Source organism: Spirochaeta isovalerica, from assembly GCF_014207565.1.
Lineage (GTDB): Bacteria > Spirochaetota > Spirochaetia > DSM-2461 > DSM-2461 > Spirochaeta_F > Spirochaeta_F isovalerica.
Genome location: NZ_JACHGJ010000001.1, coordinates 168,092 through 190,733, shown reverse-complemented (window position 1 = coordinate 190,733; position 22,642 = coordinate 168,092). Strand labels below are relative to the sequence as shown.

The window sequence follows — 22,642 nt, the reverse complement described above, 5'->3', positions numbered from 1 at the left end:
ATTCCCTTATTACGGTTTATCTACAGCCGCCGGAGCACTCTTCCAATCAAGGGTGTTCCCGGCTTCATCGAAGATTCGAACTTCACATTCGATAACTCCCGTAGCCAGCGAGCTGATATCAATATCACCGGAGTCATATGTGCTTGAGTACGGGACAGTTTCAGTAAAAAATTGTGAAACATTAGCCGAGTCTGAGATGTCTGCCTCTATAGTTATATCACCGGTTTCGGTACTTATTCCGGTTAGTAATATCACTACATCATTTGCTGTACTTCCCGGATTAAAACTATCAAAGGTAAAATCCGGACTGTCAGTATCGACATACAGAATTATTCCATCGCTGACTTCCCCGGCGTTTCCCGCCTGATCGGTAATTATGGCAGTTATTGAATACGATCCATTGCCGCCCAGATCATTCTGGCCGATCGTAAAAGAACTGGCTCCCGACAGAATGATGCCATTGCCAATTTCTGATAATTCGCTGTAGAGCACAACAGAATCGCCATCTTCGTAACCGGTTCCCGCGAGATCGAGAGAGACTGTAACGGATTCGCTGTCGGCGAGCTGATAATCCGTAGATGTCAGTACGGGTTTGCCCGGCCCCTCCTTATCAATCGTGATGCTGATTGTTTCCTCTTCAATCTGCCCCACAACATCCTGAGCGTGAAATGTAACCGTATATACATCTCCGTGATCGCTTGCCGGGATTGTCCAGTCAGCACTGAAGACCGAAGAGTCGTCTGTCACAGAAAGAGATTGAGAATAGGAACCGCTGTCGGTCACAGTTATCGTCGTGCCTCCGGAGGCTACGTTATCTGTAACGAGGGAGGAAATGGAGATAGTCTGCCCATCCCGTACAACGCGGTCTTCGGAAAGAGGAATAATGCCGCTGATGACGGGAGGAGAGTCATCGATATAAATGACGAGGCTGTCAGTTTCGCTGTTTCCCCCGTCATCCGCAGCAGTCAGCAAAACAGTATAGGAACCTTCATTCAATCCATTTGTATTCCAGGAGTATGTTCCATCAGTAATATCTCCATTATCGACTAAGCTGCCACCAAAAGAGATGTCCGCATTAGCTTCTTCATGCCCGCTGATTGTGGCTGATATGGTTATCTCCTGATCATTGGCAATGACATTTTCACTGAAAGCGTACTGAGAATGGGTCAGATTCGCAATCGAAGGAGCGGTTCTGTCGAGAATTGCCGAGACTGTGTTGGAAGCGGAGCTTCTGTTCCCTGCCTCATCCTCGATTATGACATGGAAATTCTTAATGCTACCTTCATCTCCCGTGAATACCTGCGGATGATCGCTGCTGTTCAGGGTGATCGAGCATTGACTTTGATTATCGGATATAACCGTGTAAGTCCCGATGAGACTGTCAGATGAGCCGTCGTTATAATACAACTCGACAGAATCACCAATCCTGACTGCTTCCCCGTCATCAGAAGGACCGCCCCCGTCGGCAGGCAGAACAATTTCGACATCGAAACTGTTGACCGAAGAGGAGATATAATTTCCGTAGTTTCCGGAAACCAGACCGGTAAGACTGATCGTCGATTCTCCGGGAGAGGTCCAGTCATAAGTGATACCAGAAAGCCCCGGGGCAAGCGCCTGGTTATATTCATTCCCCGCCATATCGTAAAAATGAATGACATAGGGTATATCCATACCATATGTTCCGCTGGCGGAAAGATGGGAATCGGCATCAAGAGTCAAAGAGAAAACATCTCCGGCGGATTCATCGGCAGCCTGTCCGGCGATTGTGACGGAAACATCTTCCACATCGCGTATAAAAGAAAAATCAATTGAAATTTCATCCCCGTCACGGACCGGCGATCCGGAATCAGCCGAAACCGTATAGGAGAAATCACTTCCTTCCTGCGGAACTCCATCATAAAAGGTAATTCCCGATGAAGTGTAAGCTCCTGCGTGATTGTATTCGTTGCCCGTATAATCCCGGACCTTTACAGAGTACTCAATTGCCGAGTTATCGGAAACGACGGTATTGTCTATGGGAACTTCAAGGGTTACCGAATAAGGAGCCGTGTCGCCCATAATGGTTATATCGCCGTAAGGTACGGAATAGTTCCCCACATCGACAGCCAGAGTTGAAATATCCAGCCCGGACCGGTAAAGAGCCGCACCGGAATCTGAGATATCAAAAGAAAGCCGGAAGCGGCTTCCCGATGCGGCATAATGATCATTTACCACATCCAGCGGATTCAATCCCGCGGCACTATCGGACAGTTCAGGTTCACCGCCGTCAGCTCTCAGTTCGTAATACTCCTGGCCCTGGTAACTGTCGCTCAGTCCGTAGAGATAAACTTCCATAAGTCCGCTCGCAGCCATTGTGAGACGGGTGGCATCCAGTGCAATCCGGAATTCCTCGTTATCATTAATCTGCGTTACCGTTGATGCAGTGGTTACATTGTAGATTGAAGTGATATCGGGAGAGGTATAATCTATGCCGGGGCCGACAAGGTTGTAATAGAACGTTTCCACAGGTCCGTTGCGGTAAACCATTCCCTCGATAAAAATATCCTTTGGCGTATAGCTGAGAGGCGAATAATAAACGATGCCCCCGTCTGCAATATAAATATGTGATCCTGAATAGAATCCTGTTCCCTGCTCTCCCGTTTTAAGCAATTCGGGCGATTCGGATCTTAAGCTCAGAATATAATTCCGGGATGCTTCGTGGCCGTTTTTATCTCTTACGGAAAATTCCAGAAGCAGAATCGTACCGGGCGTCCCCCAGGTGAAGGGAACATAAAACTGGGATTCAAACTCTCCCGTTTCCGGATCAAAAGTAAGTTCGGGGTTCTGGATAAGACTTTCATCCAGTTGATAGGAATAGACAGAACCGTCAAAATTATCTTCTGTTATATCCAGCTGGCAAATTATCCCCATATTGACAAGAGACCACTTAATGGACTGGATCTCATCGGAAGAGTCTCTGTGATATAGGGAGTTCCCTACTTTTCCATCCATGTATATGGTGTTTCTGGTTTCAAAAGAGACGATCTCCCTTTCCTCAGAAGTCACATCGAGAATTTCAAAAAGCCGGATGGAATAATAGGGTTCATCAATTTCCGACAGTTCTATCTCTTCCGTAACGACGTTTCCATTGGCATCTTCAAAGTTTACAAGAATAACGAGGTTTCCGGAAATCTCCCGACCCGGATCATTGGTATTGAAGGAAAAAGTAAAGAAGCCTGTTTCGGCATTATATATAATTACACCGCTGCCGTATGTCAGATCTGTCTGAACAGTCCCGTCTCTATCAATCTCAATCCTGCCCCTTATGGCATAACTGTTGGGAGTGGAGTAACTGATAAATTTGAGATACCCTTCACCATCTCCACCGAAAAGCGAGCTATCCTCAACATAGCCCTCAATGGTAACGGTAGAGTAATAGTAATTTCCCGTCGTCGCTCCGACTTCAAGGATGTCGGGAGGAAAAACATCTTCCGCGACCTGTATAAGATCCATGTCTATGGGATCGGCGCAGGAATAAATAAAAAGCACTGCTGCACAGAGAACAGGAATCAGAGTGCGGTAATTCATATCACTCCTCCTCAACAAAAAGTATATCGAGAGCAGCGCCTATATCGGCGGCACGGGTTCCTCCGGATCCGCCCAGATAGGCATAGCGGTCTCCCAGTTCAGGAGCCACTTCCGCCATCTTTTGAGAGTAAAGCGCGGCTTTGTCGTAATTCTCCAATTCGTAATAAGACCGTGAGATGTTGAGCAGAACTTTGGCGTAGGAATCGGAAGAGGTTCTCCCCTTTTTGATATAATCCTCTTCGGCGCTGTGAAGAATCCTCAAAGCGTTCTGATACTCTTCTCGCATATAAAAAACATTGCCCAGGTTGATTTTCGGAGGCAGATAGTTTCTGTCGAGAGAGAGTGCCGTATTGAACGCTGATTCGGCCAGGTCGTATTTTCCGAACTGAGCGCCGATCAGCCCCAGCTTGTTATAGCTTCCCTTGTTTCCGCTCTCAGCAGCTTCCCTTGTAAAATCTTCCAGGATCATCTCTACCAGATTATCAATTTCATCTTTAAAGTCATGACCGATTTTGGTTCTGTCACCGTATTGAAGTCCCAGATCGGTCTCCCTCAGTCCGACAGGCCGATAAACAAGCTGCGCATCTCGGGTCTTGAAAATACCTCTCGAATCCTCCTGATTCTCATAGCGGGAGAACTCCTCTATTCCTGTTCTCCAGGCTTTTAAAAAACCGGTCTGTCCGATCATGGTAATCTCTACGGGGACCCATAAGTCGCCGTCGATATTAAGGGTCATCTCTTTTGCCGGATGTAACTGCTTAAAATCCCGCGAAGGCACCTTTGTATTGAATGCGGCATAAATATGTGCAGGCGTGGTAATGAAGGCCGTTTCAATACCGGCTGTTTCGAGAAGGCTGCAGAAAAGAACCGTCAGGTCATCACAGTCTCCAGTGGCCCTTTTAAGAGTATTCCTGGGCAGGCTGACCGAATCTACGATTTCGGCATTTTCCTGAGCGGCGTCAAAAGGTGATGTGGGATCTCTCTGGTAGAGGATTCCGATTTCCGTCAATCCGTAGAAGACCTGCATAGCTATCTGCAGAGTCTCGCTTAAACCGGGGTTGACCAGATCCCGAGTGGTCTGCCGAAGAAAACTCGTGTAGTTTCTCAAAGCGGAATCTTTCGGCGTGATAAAAGCGCCGACTTTATTATCATCATCCCAGGTAATGGCTTCCTTGTCGTGCAGATCATAGGATACCGGTACAGTCTGAACGATTTCCCTTCCCCTGGAAGTGTATCGGACGGAAACTTCGCCGGTGAGAGGTTTGACTCCTTCCGTAAGAAAAACCTGATCATTGAAAGTGGCAAAAAGATCAAACTCCGCCGAATCTCCTTGTTCCAGATAAGGAAGCTCCGCTGAAACAGTGGGATTATCCATATAGCCCGATTGCATAAATGTAACGGTAAGATTCTCGATATCGTAGTCTTCAATATTGGATAGGCTGACCGATCCTATGGGATGATTAACATAAAAGCTCTGCATGGAAGCGAATAAAGGATTTATTTCCACATTATCAAATCTTATGCTGCGTATTTCCGCTTCAGGCGAGTCTGGATCTTCTCCGAAGCGATAGGAAGCGGCCACGCCGATTGTGAAAGAAAAACCGTTTAACAGAGTGTCGAGATCGCCGGAATAGGATATATCCTTAAACGTCCGTGTGTATTTAAATCTGGGATTGAGATCGAGTACGAAATTATAACTGAGATTGAGGCTTAATGAAACTCCCGCCTGGGCATTGAAGATCCAGGTGCTTCTCGGATCTCCATCGGGATCGAGATCGGGAAAGTAACCGTAGGAAACACCGGCTCCCAGATCCGCTCCCAACTCAATCATCTTTGATAACTTATGAGCGTAGAAAGCTCCGGCATTGGCATATATCTGGGTATGGTTTCTCTTTTCATCTACTTCTTCTGAAGCGGAAACAAGGATAGTTCCTATCTGTAACATCGGCTGGATAACCGGCAGCTTGGGCAAAGGCAGTTTTGCTGTAAGGGAAAAGTCGTTAAAGGCGTATTCGCCCCCGGATGAATAGGTGTCACGAGCTATGGGGAAATAGGTTTGATATAATACAGAAAGACCGAAGGGATACTTGTATTTTTCATTGAAATTTATCCCTTCATTAGATTGAGAGTGTAAAAAACACACGATGGCGAATAAAATAATTAAGAAAAAGATTCGCTTCTGCATCCATCTTTTTCTTTAACAGATCAAAGGTCCTGGAGTATCTCCGAGGCTTTTCTCCCTATCTCATTGCGAGAATTGATGCTGATGGCTTTCTGCAGTTTGTCTCTGGCCGATATTTCCTGATCCAGCTCTAAAGAACAGAAGGCCCATAACAGGTACACATTCTGTTCAGCGTCTCTCTTGTCAGCGTCGCTTATGTACCTGTCAAAGAGTTCCTCCGCTTCTATATAATTCTGACTTTCTATCAGTAGATTCCCTTTCAATAAAACATACTCGCCGAAATATTCAGCATCTGCATAAGGATCCATCTCGAAAATCGATTCTCTCATCTTCCGGTACTGTCCGGTTTCGTATTCAGAAAGAGCTTTATAGAACAGGATCTCATCATAGTTGGAACCATACCATTCCGCTCCTTCGTCCAGGACCAGAATCGCTTCTTCGAAGTCCCCTCTCAAATAAAGCTCTCTGCCTTCTTCGAGAAACTCGACATCATCATCGACCCAGGTAATTTCTTCTTCATCCTGAGGATCACCCCGGACCCCCATTACAGCCGATTGTCTCGCTTCAACTTCATCATCGCGGAACAATTTAGCAACCGAAGCACCTTTTATGCCCCATTTGTCCGCTTTAACAACCTGATCCAGCAGAGAGGAAACTTCATAAACACCGGCTTTTTCCAGAGTAAGCTTAATATCGTTCTGAGTTAATTCGACATAGCTGTCATTATAAAGCTTGATGACATCATCTTCCGAAATCTGGTCCCCGATATATAGGGGATCCCAGTTATTTCCCGTTTTTATGTCAACTTCCCCGTCCAGGTAATCTATGAAAAGATCCCTTGCCGGCAAACCCGCCGTAAAAACCAAAAGAACGATGACTGCGAATGAAACTCTTTTTAACATTTTGGACCTCTATATGTAAAATATATCACTGAGGTAGATTATTTACAAAAAGCATCGGGGCTTTTTATATAATATCATTATAGGCTGATATTTTAGATATTTCATTTTAAAAAGGTGATGATTTGGGATTAAAAGCGGTTATCTTTGATTTTGACGGCACATTGACGAAAGCGGGAGCAATAAATTTTTCTAAAATACGGAAATTGACCGGATGTCCTGCCGACCGGTACCTGCTCGACTATTTAGAAATGCTTCCGGAGGAAAAAAAGAGAAAGGCCGAAGAAATCCTCGACTGCCATGAATACAGTGCAGCCTGCCAGTCCAGGGAGGAAGATTATGCTCATGAGCTGATTTCATTCCTGAACCGTCTGAAAATACCCGTGTTTATCCTCTCCTGGAACAGCAGAAAAGCCATAATAAGAGCTCTTGAAAATTTCAGATTAACGAAAGCAGAGCATTTTCTGGAAATCATTTCCCGTGACGACCCCTTTCCCGTTAAGCCCGATCCTCAAGCCATACTCCACATAGCAGAAAAGCTCAATATCGATTGCAGTGAGATTCTGATTGTCGGAGACTATATTCATGATATTGAAGCAGGCAGAAATGCCGGTTGCAAAACAGCCTACAAAAAAACCGGAAGAGAAAATGACCACAGAATCCAATCAGATTTTTTGATAAACAAGCTTGATGAACTCTTACCTGTTATATTCGACCTCACAAAGAACAGATAATATTTATTACCCTTTCACTGTAATTTTATTTACCCTCCGATCCAACCTTTCCACCAGACAGGAATTCATAATCTGAAGGAGATAATAAATATAGAAAAAAAATATATGTAATAATAATCAAACAGTAATACAACTTAAAGGATAACAGCTTTACAAAAAACACATTTCGAGAAGAACTAAAAGAACACAAAACATTATATATAGGTAATATTTATTATTTATTGATCATTTTATAGCAATATTTATTATATTTTATACTGGTTTCCTGAAAACAAGGCACCGCCCTAAGCAAATTAGAAATATAAAACCTATACGGAATATTCGTATAATATTATTTATAGTGAGGTGTGGATATTTTATTGCGATATAAAAAAAAGAGTTCAAACAATGTTTAATAACATGATTTGAACTCTAACTTTGCTTAATGATCCTGAAACAATTATCAGGAGCTTCATAAATATTATTTATCCTTTGAAGATCAAAGCGAATGCCGCTGCAAACAATAACGCCGGTATCATGTTTATGGTTTTTATTCTTTTAATCTCCAAAATGGAAATCCCCAATCCCAGCAGGAGAAGACCTCCGGTCGCACTGATTTCCATAATAACATTGTCTGTCAGATATCCCTGAACAGAACCGGCAAAAAGGGTCAGACCTCCCTGGAAAATTATGAGGGGAATTATTGAAAACAATACCCCGACACCAAGAGTTGAGGCCAGCGCGATCGATGCGATTCCATCGAGAACCGACTTCGCATACAGGAGGTTCGGATATCCTCCCAACCCCTCTTCTATTGCGCCGAGCACTGTCATGGAACCCATGCAGAAAAGGAGAAAAGCAGTGACCATTCCCTCTGCGAAATGGCTGCTTTCCGACCTGGCGATTCTTTTCAGTTTTTCTCCCATTCTGTCCATGGCCTGATCAATTTTCAAAAGTTCGCCGGTGATACCTCCCAGAATGATGCTGAATATCATGAAGAGAATATTATTTGCTTTAATTGCCATCATGATCCCCAGAGAGATTGTGAATAGCCCGATACCCTGAAAGGCGATTGCTGTCAGCTTGCGTGGACTGCGTGATTTGAGCAGCAGCCCTATTGTCCCTCCGACTATAATGGCGCCGCTGTTTACTATGGTTCCAATCATTATTCTGTTCCTCATCTCGTAAAATTGATATAATCAAATCACTAATGGGAAGCTTATGCAAGTTGAAGTAGATGTATTTATGATGGCTGAGTGCCGAGATATGAGACGAAAGATACAGGATGAGATTCTTGACCGTTTTAACGGAACCTGTCTGTCTTATACTCTGAACATCCCCGGATCCGTTAAAGATTCCGCTGCGTTCAGAGCCGCTTTTCGCAAAGGCCTGGATCAGTTGAACATCGCTGTAGGCAACAGGATTCTGTACGCCTATATTCGCTTCTTGAGGACAGGGCCGGAAGCTTTCTTTTCAATTGAACTGGCGCCGGAAGAGTTAAAAAAGAGAACTGTTGAAATCGAAGAAAGTCATCCCTGCGGAAGACTCTTTGATATGGATGTGCTGGCAGTCCGGGGCAATCCGGTATCCCGGGAAGAGTTGGGACTGCCCCGGAGAAAATGCCTGATCTGTGATAATCCGGCTCCCCTATGCGCCCGGAACCGGACGCACAGTTTAGGGGAACTGCTGGAGAGAATAGATTCAATTACCGGAAATATCTGAGGCTTCTATGAAAGCGGCGCCCAGAACAAGATCTTTGTCATAGAATACGGCCAGTTGTCCGGGGGTGACAGCCCGGCGTTCTTTGCTGAATTCAACCAGATACCTGTCTTCCCCGGTTTTTTCCCTGATAACCGCCTCGACTCCTTCGTCGCGATATCGTATTTTTGCCTGTACTTTAAGCGGCAAATCGGGTTTTTCCAAAGCGCCCCAGTTTATTTCACCGACTGTCATGGATGAGCTGAGAAGATCGCTGTTGTACCCTATAATGACGTTTCCCGAGTCACCGTCGAGTCCGACGACATAATATGGCTCGCCTGGAGAACTCAGTCCCAGTCCTCTTCTCTGCCCGATTGTATAGTTTTCAATGCCTTTGTGTCTGCCGAGGATTCTGCCGTCCCTGTCCACAAAGTTACCCGGACCGCTCTCATCCGGTGAAATATATTTCCTGTAGTCTCCGGAGCAGAGATCCTGACTCTCTTTTTTCCCTGCCGTGAACAATCCCGCCTGATCGGCAATCTTCTTTACATCGCTTTTCTCCATTTCCCCCAGGGGAAACAGGATTTTCGATAATTGCTCCTGAGTCAGTATGGAAAGGAAATAAGCCTGGTCCTTGTCACTGTGCAATCCTTTCCGCAGGCAATACCGGCCTGTGGATTCATCTTTTGACAGCATGGCATAATGACCTGTGGCAAACATATCGAAATCAAGTCCGGCTTCAAAAACCTTATGAAGAAAAAGCCCGAATTTGATATACCTGTTGCATATGATACAGGGATTGGGAGTTCGCCCCGAGAGATATTCACTCTTCATATATCCGATAACTTTTTCGCGGTACTCTTTTTCAAGAGAAATAGTATGAAAGGGGATTCCCAGATAATCAGCGACTTTCTGCGCATCATCTTCATCGGTGTTCTGACCTTCCGGAAAGAGATTCATTCTCACGCCGATAATATCGTGGCCCTGCTTTTTCAACAGATAGGCCGCAACTGAGGAATCTACTCCGCCGCTTAATCCCACTGCTATTTTCAAATGTGTACTCCTTGTTTAGAACCGTCTTTTCCCTTGACGATAGTCCTGAACATCCTGAAAATGATATTCGGAATCATACATAAATTATACATAATCAGGAGGTCGTATGAAAGCTATTGTAACAGGGATGTTCCTGTTCATTTAGGGGTTTTTACTTAATACCAATTAAAAATCTTAGAAACTCCTATCAAACAGCACATCTGCCATTTTTGAACAGGACATCCAAATCGTCTCAAATGAACAATCTTGAGGAGATTACACCATGTCCAGACAGAAAAAGAATATAATAAATTACAACGAAACATTTATCTGCGGAAATTGCGGCAGAACCGTTTCGCCCCAGGAAAGCGGAGGCGAACACCGCAACCATTGTCCCTATTGTCTCTGGAGCCGGCATATGGATTTAAAACCCGGAGACAGGCGTTCAGGCTGCCGTTCACTGATGGAACCTATAGCGCTCTGGGTCCGCAGAGATGGTGAATGGGCTATCGTCCACCGATGCTCCAGATGCGGATTTATCCGAACGAACAGGATCGCCGGGGATGACAGCGAGATCCTGCTTTTCTCTATGGCGGCGAGGGCAATGACAATGCTCCCCTTTCCCGTGGAGAAAACTTTGACGAACATACATTCCATATGCGTGGAGGCTAACTGATTATGTCACTAGAAAAATGGGGATGGGATTCTACTTTCCGGAACCACTATGAACCATACAGAGAACAGGGACTCATACCCGGCCGCGTCATTGGCGAATCGCGTCATATCTATGAAATAGCGACCTCCGAAGACAGGCTTTCCTGCCGGGTATCGGGTCATTATATGTATACGGCAGCAAACAGATCCGAATACCCGACCATTGGAGATTGGGTCCTGCTCAGGTTTTCCGAAGGAGGCGCCGTAATAGAAAAGCTTCTGCCCCGCAAAAGCACCTTTTCCCGAAAACGGGCCGGCGTGGAAACAGAAGAACAGGTAATCGCAGCCAATGCCGACTATATCTTTCTGGTCTTCGGATTGGACGGCGGTAGAAATTTCTCCCGCGGAGCGCTGGAGCGCTTTCTGACCAGATCCTGGGACAGCGGGGCTACGCCTGTTATCATTCTCAACAAAGTGGATCTTTGCGAGGACAGGGAGAGCTTTTACATTGAGGCTGAAAGCGTTTCTTCCGGAGCATCGGTCTATATGACGAGCGCTGTCACCGGCGAAGGTCTCGAATCTCTCGATGCATACCTGAAAGAAGGGAAGACCGTAGCATTTACCGGTTTTTCCGGCGTAGGCAAATCGGCTTTGATAAACAGCCTGGCAGGTAAGGAGATAATGAAAACCGGAACCCAGCGTGAAAACGACTTGCGAGGCAGACATACGACGACGACCAAATCGCTGATACAACTGGAAAGCGGTGCTATTCTGATCGATTCACCGGGTATAAAAGAGCTTCAGCTGTGGGGAACGGAAGAGTCGCTTGACAATGCCTTCTCCGATATAGCTGAAATTTCCGAACAATGCCGTTTCAGTGACTGCACCCACAGCGGAGAACCGGGCTGTGCCGTTCAGGAAGCTCTCTCGACGGGGGAGCTGGATCACAGCCGTTTTGAGAATTATCTGGATCTGCAGCGGGAACTCCGGTTTCTCGAAAGAAAACAGGATGCCAGACAGGCGCTCGAAGAAAAAGCGAAATGGAAAAAAATCGCCAAACTACAGAAATCGCTCAATCACATCCGTAAATCATCCCATTAATGACAGTCCCGGCATAAGCCTGCCTTTTGCCGGGGCTTTTTTTTCTTGCGTCCCTTCATACACCGGTTTAGAGTTTATCTTAGATTAAAATGTTTAAGAAACAACGAATTACCGGCCTTACAGCTTTGTTTCTCATTAGCTCTTTTCTTCATGCTCAGAGCATAGATTTCAGTACCATGCTCGGTTTTAACGGTCTTTATGAAGAAAATGCATGGACGCCCCTTCTGGTGCGGCTCAGCAATAAGGGACCTGCTGTGACCGGCGTTTTAAAAGTCATAACGGATAATTCCGGAACAGCATCAGAACAGATGAGAGAATACAATAAACCTGTTGATCTGCCGGCAGGTTCGGATAAAGTGCTGTCCTTTGTCATACCGATCGGACATCACAACCGGGATCTTACGCTGATTTTGACTTCCGATGGAGAAGAATTGATTAATGACAGGATTTCTCTGAAACAGAAAGGCGTCAGAGGGAAGTTCATTATTGTCGTCTCGCCCTATCCTGATTTATCTCTTCCTCCCGAACATCCCGTATTCGACCGGAGAAATGTGGTCTTCCCCCATCCCGACACTCTGCCTGATTCTCCGATGGCATACAGCGGAACCTCGATAATATCCATGCATAGAGAATATTACGACAGGCTGACCAATAATCAATTTGATGCCATAAGCGGATGGGTCAGTTCAGGAGGCGTGCTGGCTGTCTGGGGAGGCAAGAGCCCTTCCCCTTCGAAAAGGAACTACCTTCCGTCACAAATAACAGGATTAAGACGAATTTCCGGCTCGGATCTGCTCGTTAATATCACGGAGACTCCGGAGGAAAACAAGATTCTTCTTGAAAGCGGCTTCGAAGCGGGAAGCCTCAGCCGTTCCGGAGAAGGTTCCATATTCTTTTTTCCCTATGATTATTCCGTAAACGCATTGCAGAATTGGGACGGCATCGGGGAAATCTGGAACAGGATTAACTCTTCCGTCCCTCAGGAAGACACTTTCCGATCATCAATGGATGAACCGTTTCTTCTGGAAGACTATATAAGGCTCTTTGACAATTCCGGGTTTACCTATCTGGACAGAATCAACGTTGCGCTGGTACTTTTTCTGTCCGTATCTGTTTCTTTTTCCATGCTCATTCTGGTGCGGCTTCGGAAAGAGAGTCAGAATATTTACAGATATATAGCATTCCTTATGCTGCTGCTTGTTCTGTTAAGTTCCTCTCTTTTTATTATTCTTTTCAACAGTACTTACCGCAAAGAGAGTTTCGCCCTGGACATTAACCTGGTCTATCAAAAAGGCATTTCCGAAAAAGCGATTTATTACAAGGATCTGCTGATCGGTTCGTCTGGCAGAACCCGAAGTGATATCACTCTGCCTGATTCGACATCGGCCATAGTCAAAAGAGATACCAATGAAAACATAAGATTGAACTATAAACCGGAGCTCTCTTTTGAAAACATAGATATGGAACAGTGGTCTTCCCGGATATTCAGATTCGAGCAGAGAACTGAAAGCCTTTGCGATTTCTTCAGAAGTGATGCGTTACACCCTGAGGCACTTACGGTTTCCAACAAGTCGGCTTCAGCCATTCGCAACGGGTTTCTCCTGAAAGGAGATAAAATATACAAAGTTGAGACAATTCTGCCCGGGGAAGAAAAAACCTTTCTTCTCAATGATCTCATGGCCCAATCCCATAGCGACACCAGCGATGATCTGAGATTGACGACGGCCTATATGTATCTCAATCATCTTATGGAAAACAGCGATATCATATTCTGCGGTTTTCTGAATGAACCTTTTTTTCCCGCGGAGTTTTCCAATAAGACATGGAAAAGCAAATCGGTTTCCATAGTTATCAACAGATTGATTACCGGGGAAGGCTCATATGATTAATCCCTTGTTTGAAGAGCAGATAAAAGCAGGCTTCATCAATTTCCTTATGTTCAGACTTCATCTTGCGGGACTTGCGGTTATAACATTTCTCGTCTTTCTCTTTTACCCCTCCCAGCCGGTCTCCTACTTTCTCGCGAGATCGGTCAAACCGGAAATGTTTAATATCGCCCTTTATACCATTCTGACGTTTATTTCCTACCTGACAATAAAGTCCGCCGTTTCCAATATTCAGAATACCAAAATCATATCAATGGACGACTGGTTTCTCTATACGGGTATCACAGCCGGAACATTCCTCGCCGGACGGTTATCATACGGCCTATTTTACTCTCTTTTTCTGAATCTGCTCTTTATGCCCATCCTTATGGTTGCCGGATCGGTTTCGGCCATCAGCCCGGCCAATCTCGGCGCAATTATACTTTTCATGATTATGGTTACTATCGATCTCTATCTTCTGGGGCTTTTCTTCTTTGTCATATTCAAAAAACAGCATTGGATACTGACTCTGATTATCTGGTTCTCCGCTGTCGTCATTGTATTTCTCAGCCCCAATTTCTTTCCCGATAGCCATCTGATGCTTTTATTTATCAAACTCCAGGATTCCCGCGATTTGATCAGAACCTTATCCGGTCCTGTCTATCTATGGATAGGTGTTACTTTCTTTCTTACAGGGGCCATATGCCTGATCGTAAACCTTTACAGCAGGAGTATTCATGACAAGCAGAGATAAACTGGTCCTGTTTGCAGAGCAGCTGATAAAGCAGAAGAGGATCACCAGAGCTACGACGAATCTGCTGCTTACATCTTTCATTCTCCTCATCATAGGTTCCGTTGCAGCCCTTCCCCTGCGGTACTTTACCGGGATGGAATACGGGTTGCCCCTTTTGGCTCTTATTTCGGTCTGTATTCTCACTTTCGTTTACGGATTTCTTGGCCTGGAAACGCATTTGACAATACTTCAGGAAACCGATGAAAAAGCCGGACTTAACCAGAAACTGAGCGCCGCCTTTCAATTCGGCCAATCGGAGAACCCCTACTCCTCTCTCATCATGAGCGATGCCATCGGACTGAGCGACAGGATTAAGCCGATAGAGGTATTTCCCATCAGATTTTCCAGAAGAGATCCCTTTATTCCTCTATTGACTGGTCTTTTTCTTTTTCTCTGGATGAGCAGTTTCTCCTTTCTGCAGATAAGCGGGGAACAGACAGCTATGGGCGATTCGCTTCTGGATGCCTCGGGAAGAATCGATGCTGTCAACAGCGATGAAAATGATAAGGATCTTGAAGATCTTGCGGAGGAGTACAGGAAGCTCGGGCAGAAAATTCAGGACCGTTTTATGAATCAGCAGGCTATTGAGAGAGAGGTGGAGCAGCTCAGCAGAAAACTTGAGTCAAAAATAGAGGAACTGGCCAGGGAAGGTGTGAACAAGGAGAGCAAATCTCTTACCGATGAAGAAGCGGACAATGAAATTTATCAGCTGCAGCGAAAACGGGAAATGGGCGATGAACTGGGTGATATTCTGGAGAGCCTGATGAAAACTTTTTCTCTGACACCCGACGTCCGTCTGGGCGGAGCAGGAGAAAGCCGCGAAGGATCTCCGGGAGACGGCGAAGGTTCAATGACCGATGACCGGATCCGGGATAGAGCCCCCATTGAAGACCTGGAGGAAAAAACAGATGACAATGGCGGCGAATCGACATCCAGCGAAGTATCGGAACTGGACGATGGTGAACAGGGCAACCCCGGAGAGAGTTCCGACGAAGCGGAGAGCTCTCAGGGGAAACCCGGTGACACCGATGGAGACAACAAAAAAAATGAACAGAACGGAGAGACCGATCCCCTGTCGCCATTTTATGAAAAAGAAGGGAATGGCGACTTCGATCCGGATCTGGCTCCCGGAGACGACCAGCCAGATAATCAGGATTTTATGGAACCTTATAAAGAAAAAAAGCAATCCGGCGAATTTGATGACGAAGACAATATAAGAGGGGACATGCAGGAGGGCGAACAGATGAAATCCTTTATAAGAGCTCTTCCCCATATCGTCGAACCGACGAGAGAAGAAATGGATGTCATCCGTTCATATAGAAACCAGCTGGAAACAGCTATGGATAAAGATATTCTGCCCCGGGGATATGAATCTGTAATCCGGGATTATTTTCTGGCAATAGGAGTGTTGAATGATGAGTGAAACAGCGGAAATAAAGAAAGAGGATGTCGAATCCTTTATCGCAAACTTTGAACTGTTGAAGAATGAGATATCCAAAGCTGTAATCGGGCATAGCGAGCTGCTGGAAAATATTCTCGTCTGTCTTCTCGCAGGGGGCCATGCACTTATCGAAGGTGTTCCCGGTCTGGGAAAGACTCATCTGATAAAAACGATGGGTTCTGTTTTGGGCCTGGAGACATCGCGGATCCAGTTCACCCCCGACCTTATGCCCGCCGACATCATAGGAACGAATGTCCTAATGAAAGACGAGGAAGGAAGCAACTCCATCCGTTTCAGCAGCGGACCGGTCTTTTCCCAGGTTATACTGGCCGACGAAATCAACAGAGCGACTCCCAAAACTCAGTCCGCCCTTCTTGAAGCGATGCAGGAACGACAGGTGACTGTAGGTGGTGTTTCTCATAAGCTGGATGAACCTTTTATCGTTCTGGCGACGCAAAACCCCATAGAAATGGAGGGGACCTATCCTCTTCCCGAAGCACAGCTGGACCGTTTCTTCTTCAAGCTGATTGTCCGGTATCCCGATAGCGGGGAGCTGGCCCGCATTGCGGATCTGACCACCGGCATTTCCATGCCGGAGCTTGACGTTCTTGCTGATGAGAAAAAAATAACCTCCATGAAAGCTCTGATCCGTTCCGTTCCTGTTCCCGAAGAAGTACGGGACTTCGCCGTATCCCTGCTGAAGGCGACCCATCCCGAATCGGAAGCCGGTTCCTTCAGTCGATTCATTAGATACGGAGCCTCCCCCCGTGGACTGCAGAGCATGATTCTGGCAGGCAAAGTATACGCTCTGGTAAGCGGCCGCTACAATGTAAGCATGGAGGATATCAAAAAGGCAGCTTATCCATCGCTCCGGCACAGAATCATATTGAGTTTCGAAGGCGAGGCAGAAAGCATAACTCCCGACAGCATTGTCGAATCCATATTGAAGTCGCTATGACCGATTCCATTCTCTTCGACAGGGATTTCCTCAGAAAGCTTGAGCAGTTCTCCATACTCAGTAAAAAACTTCGCAAAGGGGCCGTAAGAGGCGAACACAGAGTGATACACAGAGGCATGAGTACGGAATTTCACGATTACCGCAATTATAACAGCGGTGATGATTTGCGCTATATAGACTGGAATATCTACGGGCGTCTTGAAAAACTGCTCATTAAGATTTTTTCCGGAGAGGAAGATCAGTCTGTCCATATTCTCCTGGATACAAGCCTTTCCATGAACGACGGCAACCCCGCAAAAATGGATTATGCAAAAAAAATAGCAGGAGCACTGGCTTATATTGCAGTCCACAGTCTCGATAGAGTCGGAATAACGTCTTTCTCCGACAGAATGGGAGAAATGTACGTCCCCGAAAGAAGGTTATCGAGCCTGCGAACACTGTTCTCCTACCTGGAAGCGATTGAAGCCGATGGTTCGACGGAGTTTAACAGGGCGCTCCGGGAATATGCCTTGAAAGTCAAAAGACCCGGAACTGCCGTTATCATCTCCGACTTACTGGATGCAAAGGGTTATGAAGAGGGTCTATTATCACTCATTTACCGCAAATTCGATGTTATCGTTCTCCAGGTCCTTTCGGAAGAGGAATTGTCTCCCCGGCTTTACGGATCATACAGACTTATTGATGCGGAAAGCGGCGAGAAACTGAGTATTTCCGCAGATAAGAAATTTATGGATGAATATGATACGGAACTGGCTTCCTGGTTCTCCTCCATCGAGCTTTTCTGCCGGAAGAAAAGAATTGATTATATCCGCTCGGGCAACCTGGTTCCCATTGAGGATTTCCTGTTGAGATATTTGAGAGAAGGAGGAATGATAGGGTGACCATCGGAAACAGCGGCGCATTGTTTCTTCTGCTGCTCATACCATTGATAATATTGCTCCACATTCTTTTTCGAAGAATGGAATCGACAAAAGTTTCTTCTTTGCTAATCTGGGAAAAAGTGCGAAAGAAAAGAAAATACAGGATTCCCTCTTTCCTCATTCTCCTCCTTCAAATATTGACAGTGACAATTCTTTCGCTGTCCCTGGCAGATATAAAAGTTCCTTTCACTATTCCTCTGCGCCGAGAGAATTCTGTTCTTCTCATAGACAATTCGGCCAGTATGAATGTAGTGGAGGATGGAAAAAGCCGCCTCGAAGATGCAAAGGAAAAGGCTATCAATGTCATCAGGGGTTCTCTGGGCGAGGCTATGATCGTAACCTCATCCTTTCCGCCGAAGATAGTCAGTTCCTACAGTCAGAACCATGATGAATTGATTGACGCTATCAATTCGATCGAGGCGACAGATCTTGTCAACGGGATTGAAGAAGCCATGAAAATAGCCAGCGCCTCGGTAACGCCGGAAGGTTCGATCATAATGATCAGCGATGGAGCATTCGATTATCTGCCTTCAGAAACGGATAATTTTAAATTTATCCGCGCCGGAAAAGAATACACTGGCAATACAGCCCTGACCGATTTCTACTTGAGAGAGAAAGCCAACAGCAAAAGCTATGAACTCTATCTCCAGATCAGTAATTTTTCAGATGAGTCAGTTGAGTTCGAGGCTGAAATCATGACCGGAAATGAAATCATTGAGATTTTGAGCGGGAATCTGGACCCCTGGTCAGATACAAGGGAGATTATAGAACTAGAAGCTGAACCGGAATCGGAAATCAGTGCGGTGCTGAAAGGGAAAGATTTACTCGATAGCGATAACAGAGCGTCGGCTTATATAAGCTCCAACAGCCGAAAAAGGATTCTTCTCGTCACCCCGGGGAATTTCTTTCTGGAAAAAGCCCTGGAATCCATACCTGAAATATACCTGGAGAGATTTTCCGGAATGCAGGGAAACGATGAATCAATTGCGGCAAATACGGTTCCGATGCTCTATAATTCAGCGGGAATACCCATGCAGGATATCCCTGATAATTTTGATCTTGTAATATATGACAGAATCCCTCCCCGGAAAAATAATCCAAACGGCCGCTTTATGTATATAGATATTCTTCCGTCGGGCATTAGAGACGAGAGGGACAAAGTCAGACCCCAGGCTGTCGCGATCTCAGAACGACACCCTGTCACTGACTCTCTGGATCTTTCGGGTATTTCGATTTTGCAGGCCCGGGCTCCTCTGGCCGGACCGAACATCAGAGAGCTCGTTTCCGGAGGCAACACCGGGCTTTTATATGCCCTCGAAAGCCGTTTTCTGAAATTTGTCTATATACCATTTGATCTTACGGACAGCGATCTCCCCTTGAACTCCTCATTTCCCGTACTTATAAGCAATGCCGTAAATTGGCTTACCGAAGGTTATGCAAGAAAAGAGATAAATCAGTCCGGTACCGGTGAACCTTTAAGCGTCGGAATTCCCGATCCATTATACAGAACAGCTAACGTGACCCTTCCAACTGGACAAAAACTGACAAATGAAGGAAACCGGTTTATAGAAACGGTACATACGGGGCTTTATAAAGTCGAGTATGGAGACGACTTTCAGTTTTTCTCGGTAAACCTTAACAACAGTGACGAATCAGATATCTCTTCCCGCTTTCCTGAGGTTACCGAAGAGGACCGGGAGGAAAAGACAGGAGAATACAAATTCCCCCTTATGTCACTTCTCCTTATACTGGCTCTCGCTGCACTTTCCACGGAATGGATGTTCCAGGAGGCAAAATGGTAACAGCTCCCCTCTATCTGCTTCTCATGCTAATCCCTGTTTACTTCCTCATAAAATTCCGTAAAAAACGTCGTGATAAAAGCGCCAGAGCCTCGATCATTCTCTATTTTCTCAGCTTCACATTCCTGGTTCTGGCTTTGGCAGGATTCGGAATCATCAGAGAAAAGAGCAGAGACTACACGATTTTTGTAATTGATGTATCGGACAGCGTTTCGGCGAAAGCGAGAGAGGAAGCAGCCGAAATCATCAACAGCAGATTAAGCGAGCTGGAACCTGAAGATTTTGCCGGAATAGTCCTTTTCGGAAATGAGGGAATGATTGAACGGAATCTCCAGAACAATCTGCGGCATGTGACATGGGAGTCAAGAGTTTCGGGAAGAGCCACCAATATTGAAGAAGCAATATACAAAGCCATCGGGATGTTTCCGGAAGAAGGGAAAAGATCCATTTTATTATTTTCCGACGGACTGGAAAATCTGGGGAACGGCAGGAACGCCGCTGTCAGAGCGGCTTCAGCGGGAATCAGAATTTATACGGTTCCCCTCTACTCTGAAAAACCTGAGTCGGAAGTGTATATCCAGGATTTCATTGTACCGGGTAAGATCTCAGTAAATCAGATCCACGATTACACCCTCATAGTCGGAAGCACCGTCCGGACCGCGGCAAGAGTGACATTTTTCCGCGACGGAACCTATATGGGTGAAGAGCGGATACAAATCTATAACGGTTTGAACACATTCACCTACTCGTCGAGACTTGAGGAAGCGGGGATTCATGAGTACAGAGCCCTGATAGAGCCGGACACCGATACCTATATGGAAAATAATTCCATGACGGTTCCCGTAACCGTTTCGGGAGAACCTAAAATCATGATCGTCAGCGAATCGGACAGCCCGTACCTGGCTGAGGCACTGGCTGTTCAGAATATAGACTCCGACATAGTGAAACCGCGCATGATTCCGGGAACGGCAGGGAGACTGCTGGAATATGAGAGCATCATATTTGACAACATACCCTCAGGCTCCGTATCGATTTCCACAATGGAATTGATCAAGGATTATGTTAAGAACAAAGGCGGCGGTTTCATCATGGTCGGAGGCAATAAAAGCTTCGGAGCCGGAGGCTACTACGATACTCCGCTGGAAGAAATTCTCCCCGTCGATATGGATGTGACCTCGTCGCTTCAAATTCCAAGCTTGACAATGATTATGGTTATCGACCGCTCCGGCAGTATGAAAAGCGCTGTCGAAAGAGGTGTGATCAAACTGGATGTGGCGAAAGAAGCCGTTATGGAAGCTGTAGAGATACTCAATCCTTTCTACAGGGTCGGGATAATTGCTTTCGATACAGATTTCTACTTTGCCGTTCCCATGATCGAGGCAAAAGAAGTCGATGCCATCCGAAACCAGCTGATGCTCGTCGAACCCAAAGGCGGAACTTCGCTCTACCCCGCCATGGAAGCGGCATACAAGGAACTTCTTTCATCAGACTCGGCGGTTCGCCATATGATAATCCTCTCTGACGGACTTTCCGAAGACGGCGAGTTTGAAAGCTTGACTAAAGAGATCGGAGACCAAGGCATTACCGTATCCACTGTTTCAGTAGGTATGGATTCTGACAGAGATCTTATGGAAAACATTGCCCTATGGGGAGGAGGAAGGAGCTATTATTCTTCAGATATTCGGGATGTTCCGCGCATATTCGCATCTGAGTCGTTTATCGTTTCAAGGGCGCACATAGTCGAAGAGACATTCCTTCCCGGAGAAAGCATCCGGCACGAAATCATAGAAGGAATGGACGAACCCTTCCCGGCTCTTGACGGTTTTGTTCTAACCTATCCCAAATCCGGAGCCATGCATATCCTCACGTCCAATGAAAACCATCCGCTCTTATCTGCCTGGAATTACGGATTGGGCAAGACAGCTTCATGGAGTTCCGATTTTTCAGGAAGATGGGGGAGCCGACTGGTGTCCTGGGATAAATTCCCCCGGTTCGCAGCCCAATTGATCCGATGGGTGGAACGGCCGGTAACGGAGCAGAATCTCACCTTCTCTTTTTCCGGAACGGGCAATCATCGCATTCTGGTCATCAATGCTGAAGACAAAGAATCAAACTACATAAATAAGCTGAATTTGCAGGCCATTATAACCTCTCCCGACGGATCGGAACAAATTCTCGACGTTTTTCAGAGAGGACCGGGACTTTACAGAGCCTCTTTTGATTTACCTGCAGAAGGAACGAGTCTCATTACTGTTTATGACAAAGAAAACAGGATTGAACCGGAAGTGACAGGAATAAGCATCCCCTACTCTTCTGAATTCAGGCCAATGAACGAAGACTTTTCTCTTCTGGTCGAACTGGCTGAATTTACCGGCGGAACACTTATCAACACCGGAAATCCCGATTTTTCCATTATAGATTCGGAAGACAAAAGCGGAACAAAAGATATGAAAGAACCGCTTGTTATGGCAGCTTTGATCCTTTTCCTGGCCAATATCGTCATACGGCTTCTGTCTGGACGGAAAACGATCAAGAAAGAGATATCGGAAGCAGAAGATCTGATAGATTTAAGACTTAAAATTGATAAGGGGAAACAGGAGACTTTGTACAGAAGAAGAAAAGACCGATTCTGGTTCGGCTAACCTTTTTTGAGCAGAGTCTCGATCTCCCGGTTCATTTCCTCAAGGTCAAAAACCGGTTTAAGAAAAACTCTATTGGAAACTCTGTCATATTCAGCTAACTCATCGGGCAGTGTGAATTCGGTCGATCCCGTATGAATCAGAAAGACCGTACCTTCATATGTTTCATAAATATTCCGAATGAACTGATCGCCGGAAATACCCGGCATCCGGAGGTCGACAATTACAGCGTCAACTTTTTCCTTTTCCATTATTTCCAGGCCCTCAGAAGCATCATCCGCTTCATAGACTTCGTAGTCGTAATCGGAAAAGTGACTGGAGAGGCTGAATCGTATGGTGGGATCATCATCAATAATCAGTATTCTTGTCATTATAACCCTC

General features: G+C 45.8%; 17 protein-coding genes. 11 read left to right on the top strand and 6 right to left on the bottom strand.

What is annotated here, in order from left to right; all coding sequences use genetic code 11:
- Positions 1-9: 9 nt before the first annotated feature.
- The 3 genes from HNR50_RS00735 to HNR50_RS00725 form a co-directional block, all read right to left on the bottom strand.
- A complete protein-coding gene (locus tag HNR50_RS00735; protein ID WP_184742423.1) occupies positions 10-3,567 on the bottom strand; it encodes an autotransporter outer membrane beta-barrel domain-containing protein in 3,558 nt (1,185 codons plus the stop codon).
- Between the two features lies 1 nt (position 3,568).
- A complete protein-coding gene (locus tag HNR50_RS22665; RefSeq protein WP_184742421.1) occupies positions 3,569-5,710 on the bottom strand; it encodes a transglutaminase domain-containing protein in 2,142 nt (713 codons plus the stop codon).
- 62 nt (positions 5,711-5,772) lie between these two features.
- Positions 5,773-6,651, bottom strand: a complete 879-nt coding sequence (locus tag HNR50_RS00725; protein WP_184742419.1) for a tetratricopeptide repeat protein — start codon at positions 6,649-6,651, stop codon at positions 5,773-5,775.
- Positions 6,652-6,773: 122 nt separating this feature from the next.
- Here HNR50_RS00725 and HNR50_RS00720 point away from each other — a divergent pair, with 122 nt between their 5' ends.
- Positions 6,774-7,382: an HAD family hydrolase gene (locus HNR50_RS00720; protein ID WP_184742417.1), complete on the top strand. Its 609-nt coding sequence runs from the start codon at positions 6,774-6,776 to the stop codon at positions 7,380-7,382.
- 464 nt (positions 7,383-7,846) lie between these two features.
- On the opposite strand, the gene HNR50_RS00715 is transcribed toward HNR50_RS00720, so the two are convergent.
- Positions 7,847-8,527 (bottom strand): DUF554 domain-containing protein, encoded by a 681-nt coding sequence (locus HNR50_RS00715; RefSeq protein ID WP_184742415.1) that lies wholly within the window; start codon positions 8,525-8,527, stop codon positions 7,847-7,849.
- A gap of 100 nt (positions 8,528-8,627) precedes the next feature.
- On the opposite strand from HNR50_RS00715, the gene citX reads away from it, so the two are divergent.
- On the top strand, positions 8,628-9,083 hold the full coding sequence (gene citX / locus HNR50_RS00710; RefSeq protein WP_184742413.1) for a citrate lyase holo-[acyl-carrier protein] synthase: 456 nt from the start codon (positions 8,628-8,630) through the stop codon (positions 9,081-9,083).
- On the opposite strand, the gene mnmA is transcribed toward citX, so the two are convergent.
- A complete protein-coding gene (mnmA, locus tag HNR50_RS00705) occupies positions 9,063-10,112 on the bottom strand; it encodes a tRNA 2-thiouridine(34) synthase MnmA (protein ID WP_184742410.1) in 1,050 nt (349 codons plus the stop codon). The two genes, citX and mnmA, sit on opposite strands and share 21 nt — an antisense overlap.
- Positions 10,113-10,374: 262 nt before the next feature.
- Here mnmA and HNR50_RS00700 point away from each other — a divergent pair, with 262 nt between their 5' ends.
- The 9 genes from HNR50_RS00700 (at position 10,375) to HNR50_RS00660 (ending at position 22,264) form a co-directional block, all read left to right on the top strand.
- Positions 10,375-10,767, top strand: a complete 393-nt coding sequence (locus HNR50_RS00700) for an RNHCP domain-containing protein (RefSeq protein ID WP_184742408.1) — start codon at positions 10,375-10,377, stop codon at positions 10,765-10,767.
- Between the two features lie 2 nt (positions 10,768-10,769).
- On the top strand, positions 10,770-11,846 hold the full coding sequence (rsgA, locus tag HNR50_RS00695; RefSeq protein ID WP_184742406.1) for a ribosome small subunit-dependent GTPase A: 1,077 nt from the start codon (positions 10,770-10,772) through the stop codon (positions 11,844-11,846).
- A gap of 89 nt (positions 11,847-11,935) precedes the next feature.
- Positions 11,936-13,735 (top strand): hypothetical protein, encoded by a 1,800-nt coding sequence (locus HNR50_RS00690; protein WP_184742404.1) that lies wholly within the window; start codon positions 11,936-11,938, stop codon positions 13,733-13,735.
- Positions 13,728-14,465, top strand: coding sequence for a hypothetical protein (locus tag HNR50_RS00685; RefSeq protein ID WP_184742401.1), 738 nt, complete (start codon positions 13,728-13,730; stop codon positions 14,463-14,465). The genes HNR50_RS00690 and HNR50_RS00685 overlap by 8 nt, the downstream gene beginning before the upstream one ends.
- Entirely contained in the window at positions 14,449-15,927 is a 1,479-nt protein-coding gene (locus HNR50_RS00680) for a hypothetical protein (protein WP_184742399.1), read from the top strand. Before HNR50_RS00685 ends, HNR50_RS00680 begins: the two co-directional genes overlap by 17 nt.
- On the top strand, positions 15,917-16,903 hold the full coding sequence (locus HNR50_RS00675) for an AAA family ATPase (RefSeq protein ID WP_184742397.1): 987 nt from the start codon (positions 15,917-15,919) through the stop codon (positions 16,901-16,903). The genes HNR50_RS00680 and HNR50_RS00675 overlap by 11 nt, the downstream gene beginning before the upstream one ends.
- Positions 16,900-17,784 (top strand): DUF58 domain-containing protein, encoded by an 885-nt coding sequence (locus tag HNR50_RS00670; protein WP_184742395.1) that lies wholly within the window; start codon positions 16,900-16,902, stop codon positions 17,782-17,784. Before HNR50_RS00675 ends, HNR50_RS00670 begins: the two co-directional genes overlap by 4 nt.
- Entirely contained in the window at positions 17,781-19,625 is a 1,845-nt protein-coding gene (locus HNR50_RS00665) for a VWA domain-containing protein (protein ID WP_184742393.1), read from the top strand. Before HNR50_RS00670 ends, HNR50_RS00665 begins: the two co-directional genes overlap by 4 nt.
- Positions 19,619-22,264: a VWA domain-containing protein gene (locus HNR50_RS00660; RefSeq protein ID WP_184742391.1), complete on the top strand. Its 2,646-nt coding sequence runs from the start codon at positions 19,619-19,621 to the stop codon at positions 22,262-22,264. The genes HNR50_RS00665 and HNR50_RS00660 overlap by 7 nt, the downstream gene beginning before the upstream one ends.
- On the opposite strand, the gene HNR50_RS00655 is transcribed toward HNR50_RS00660, so the two are convergent.
- Complete coding sequence (locus HNR50_RS00655) at positions 22,261-22,632, bottom strand: response regulator (RefSeq protein ID WP_184742390.1); 372 nt, start codon at positions 22,630-22,632, stop codon at positions 22,261-22,263. The genes HNR50_RS00660 and HNR50_RS00655 overlap by 4 nt on opposite strands.
- Between the last annotated feature and the right edge of the window lie 10 nt (positions 22,633-22,642).

Bases quoted from the DNA above. Each gene is read 5' to 3' on its own strand.
- HNR50_RS00690 (WP_184742404.1), top strand. From the start codon at position 11,936: ATGTTTAAGAAACAACGAATTACCGGCCTTACAGCTTTGTTTCTCATT.
- HNR50_RS00655 (WP_184742390.1), bottom strand. From the start codon at position 22,632: ATGACAAGAATACTGATTATTGATGATGATCCCACCATACGATTCAGC.
- HNR50_RS00670 (WP_184742395.1), top strand. From the start codon at position 16,900: ATGACCGATTCCATTCTCTTCGACAGGGATTTCCTCAGAAAGCTTGAG.
- HNR50_RS00685 (WP_184742401.1), top strand. From the start codon at position 13,728: ATGATTAATCCCTTGTTTGAAGAGCAGATAAAAGCAGGCTTCATCAAT.
- HNR50_RS00700 (WP_184742408.1), top strand. From the start codon at position 10,375: ATGTCCAGACAGAAAAAGAATATAATAAATTACAACGAAACATTTATC.
- HNR50_RS00715 (WP_184742415.1), bottom strand. From the start codon at position 8,527: ATGATTGGAACCATAGTAAACAGCGGCGCCATTATAGTCGGAGGGACA.
- HNR50_RS00675 (WP_184742397.1), top strand. From the start codon at position 15,917: ATGATGAGTGAAACAGCGGAAATAAAGAAAGAGGATGTCGAATCCTTT.
- HNR50_RS00680 (WP_184742399.1), top strand. From the start codon at position 14,449: ATGACAAGCAGAGATAAACTGGTCCTGTTTGCAGAGCAGCTGATAAAG.
- HNR50_RS00735 (WP_184742423.1), bottom strand. From the start codon at position 3,567: ATGAATTACCGCACTCTGATTCCTGTTCTCTGTGCAGCAGTGCTTTTT.
- rsgA (WP_184742406.1), top strand. From the start codon at position 10,770: ATGTCACTAGAAAAATGGGGATGGGATTCTACTTTCCGGAACCACTAT.
- citX (WP_184742413.1), top strand. From the start codon at position 8,628: ATGAGACGAAAGATACAGGATGAGATTCTTGACCGTTTTAACGGAACC.
- HNR50_RS00660 (WP_184742391.1), top strand. From the start codon at position 19,619: ATGGTAACAGCTCCCCTCTATCTGCTTCTCATGCTAATCCCTGTTTAC.
- HNR50_RS00725 (WP_184742419.1), bottom strand. From the start codon at position 6,651: ATGTTAAAAAGAGTTTCATTCGCAGTCATCGTTCTTTTGGTTTTTACG.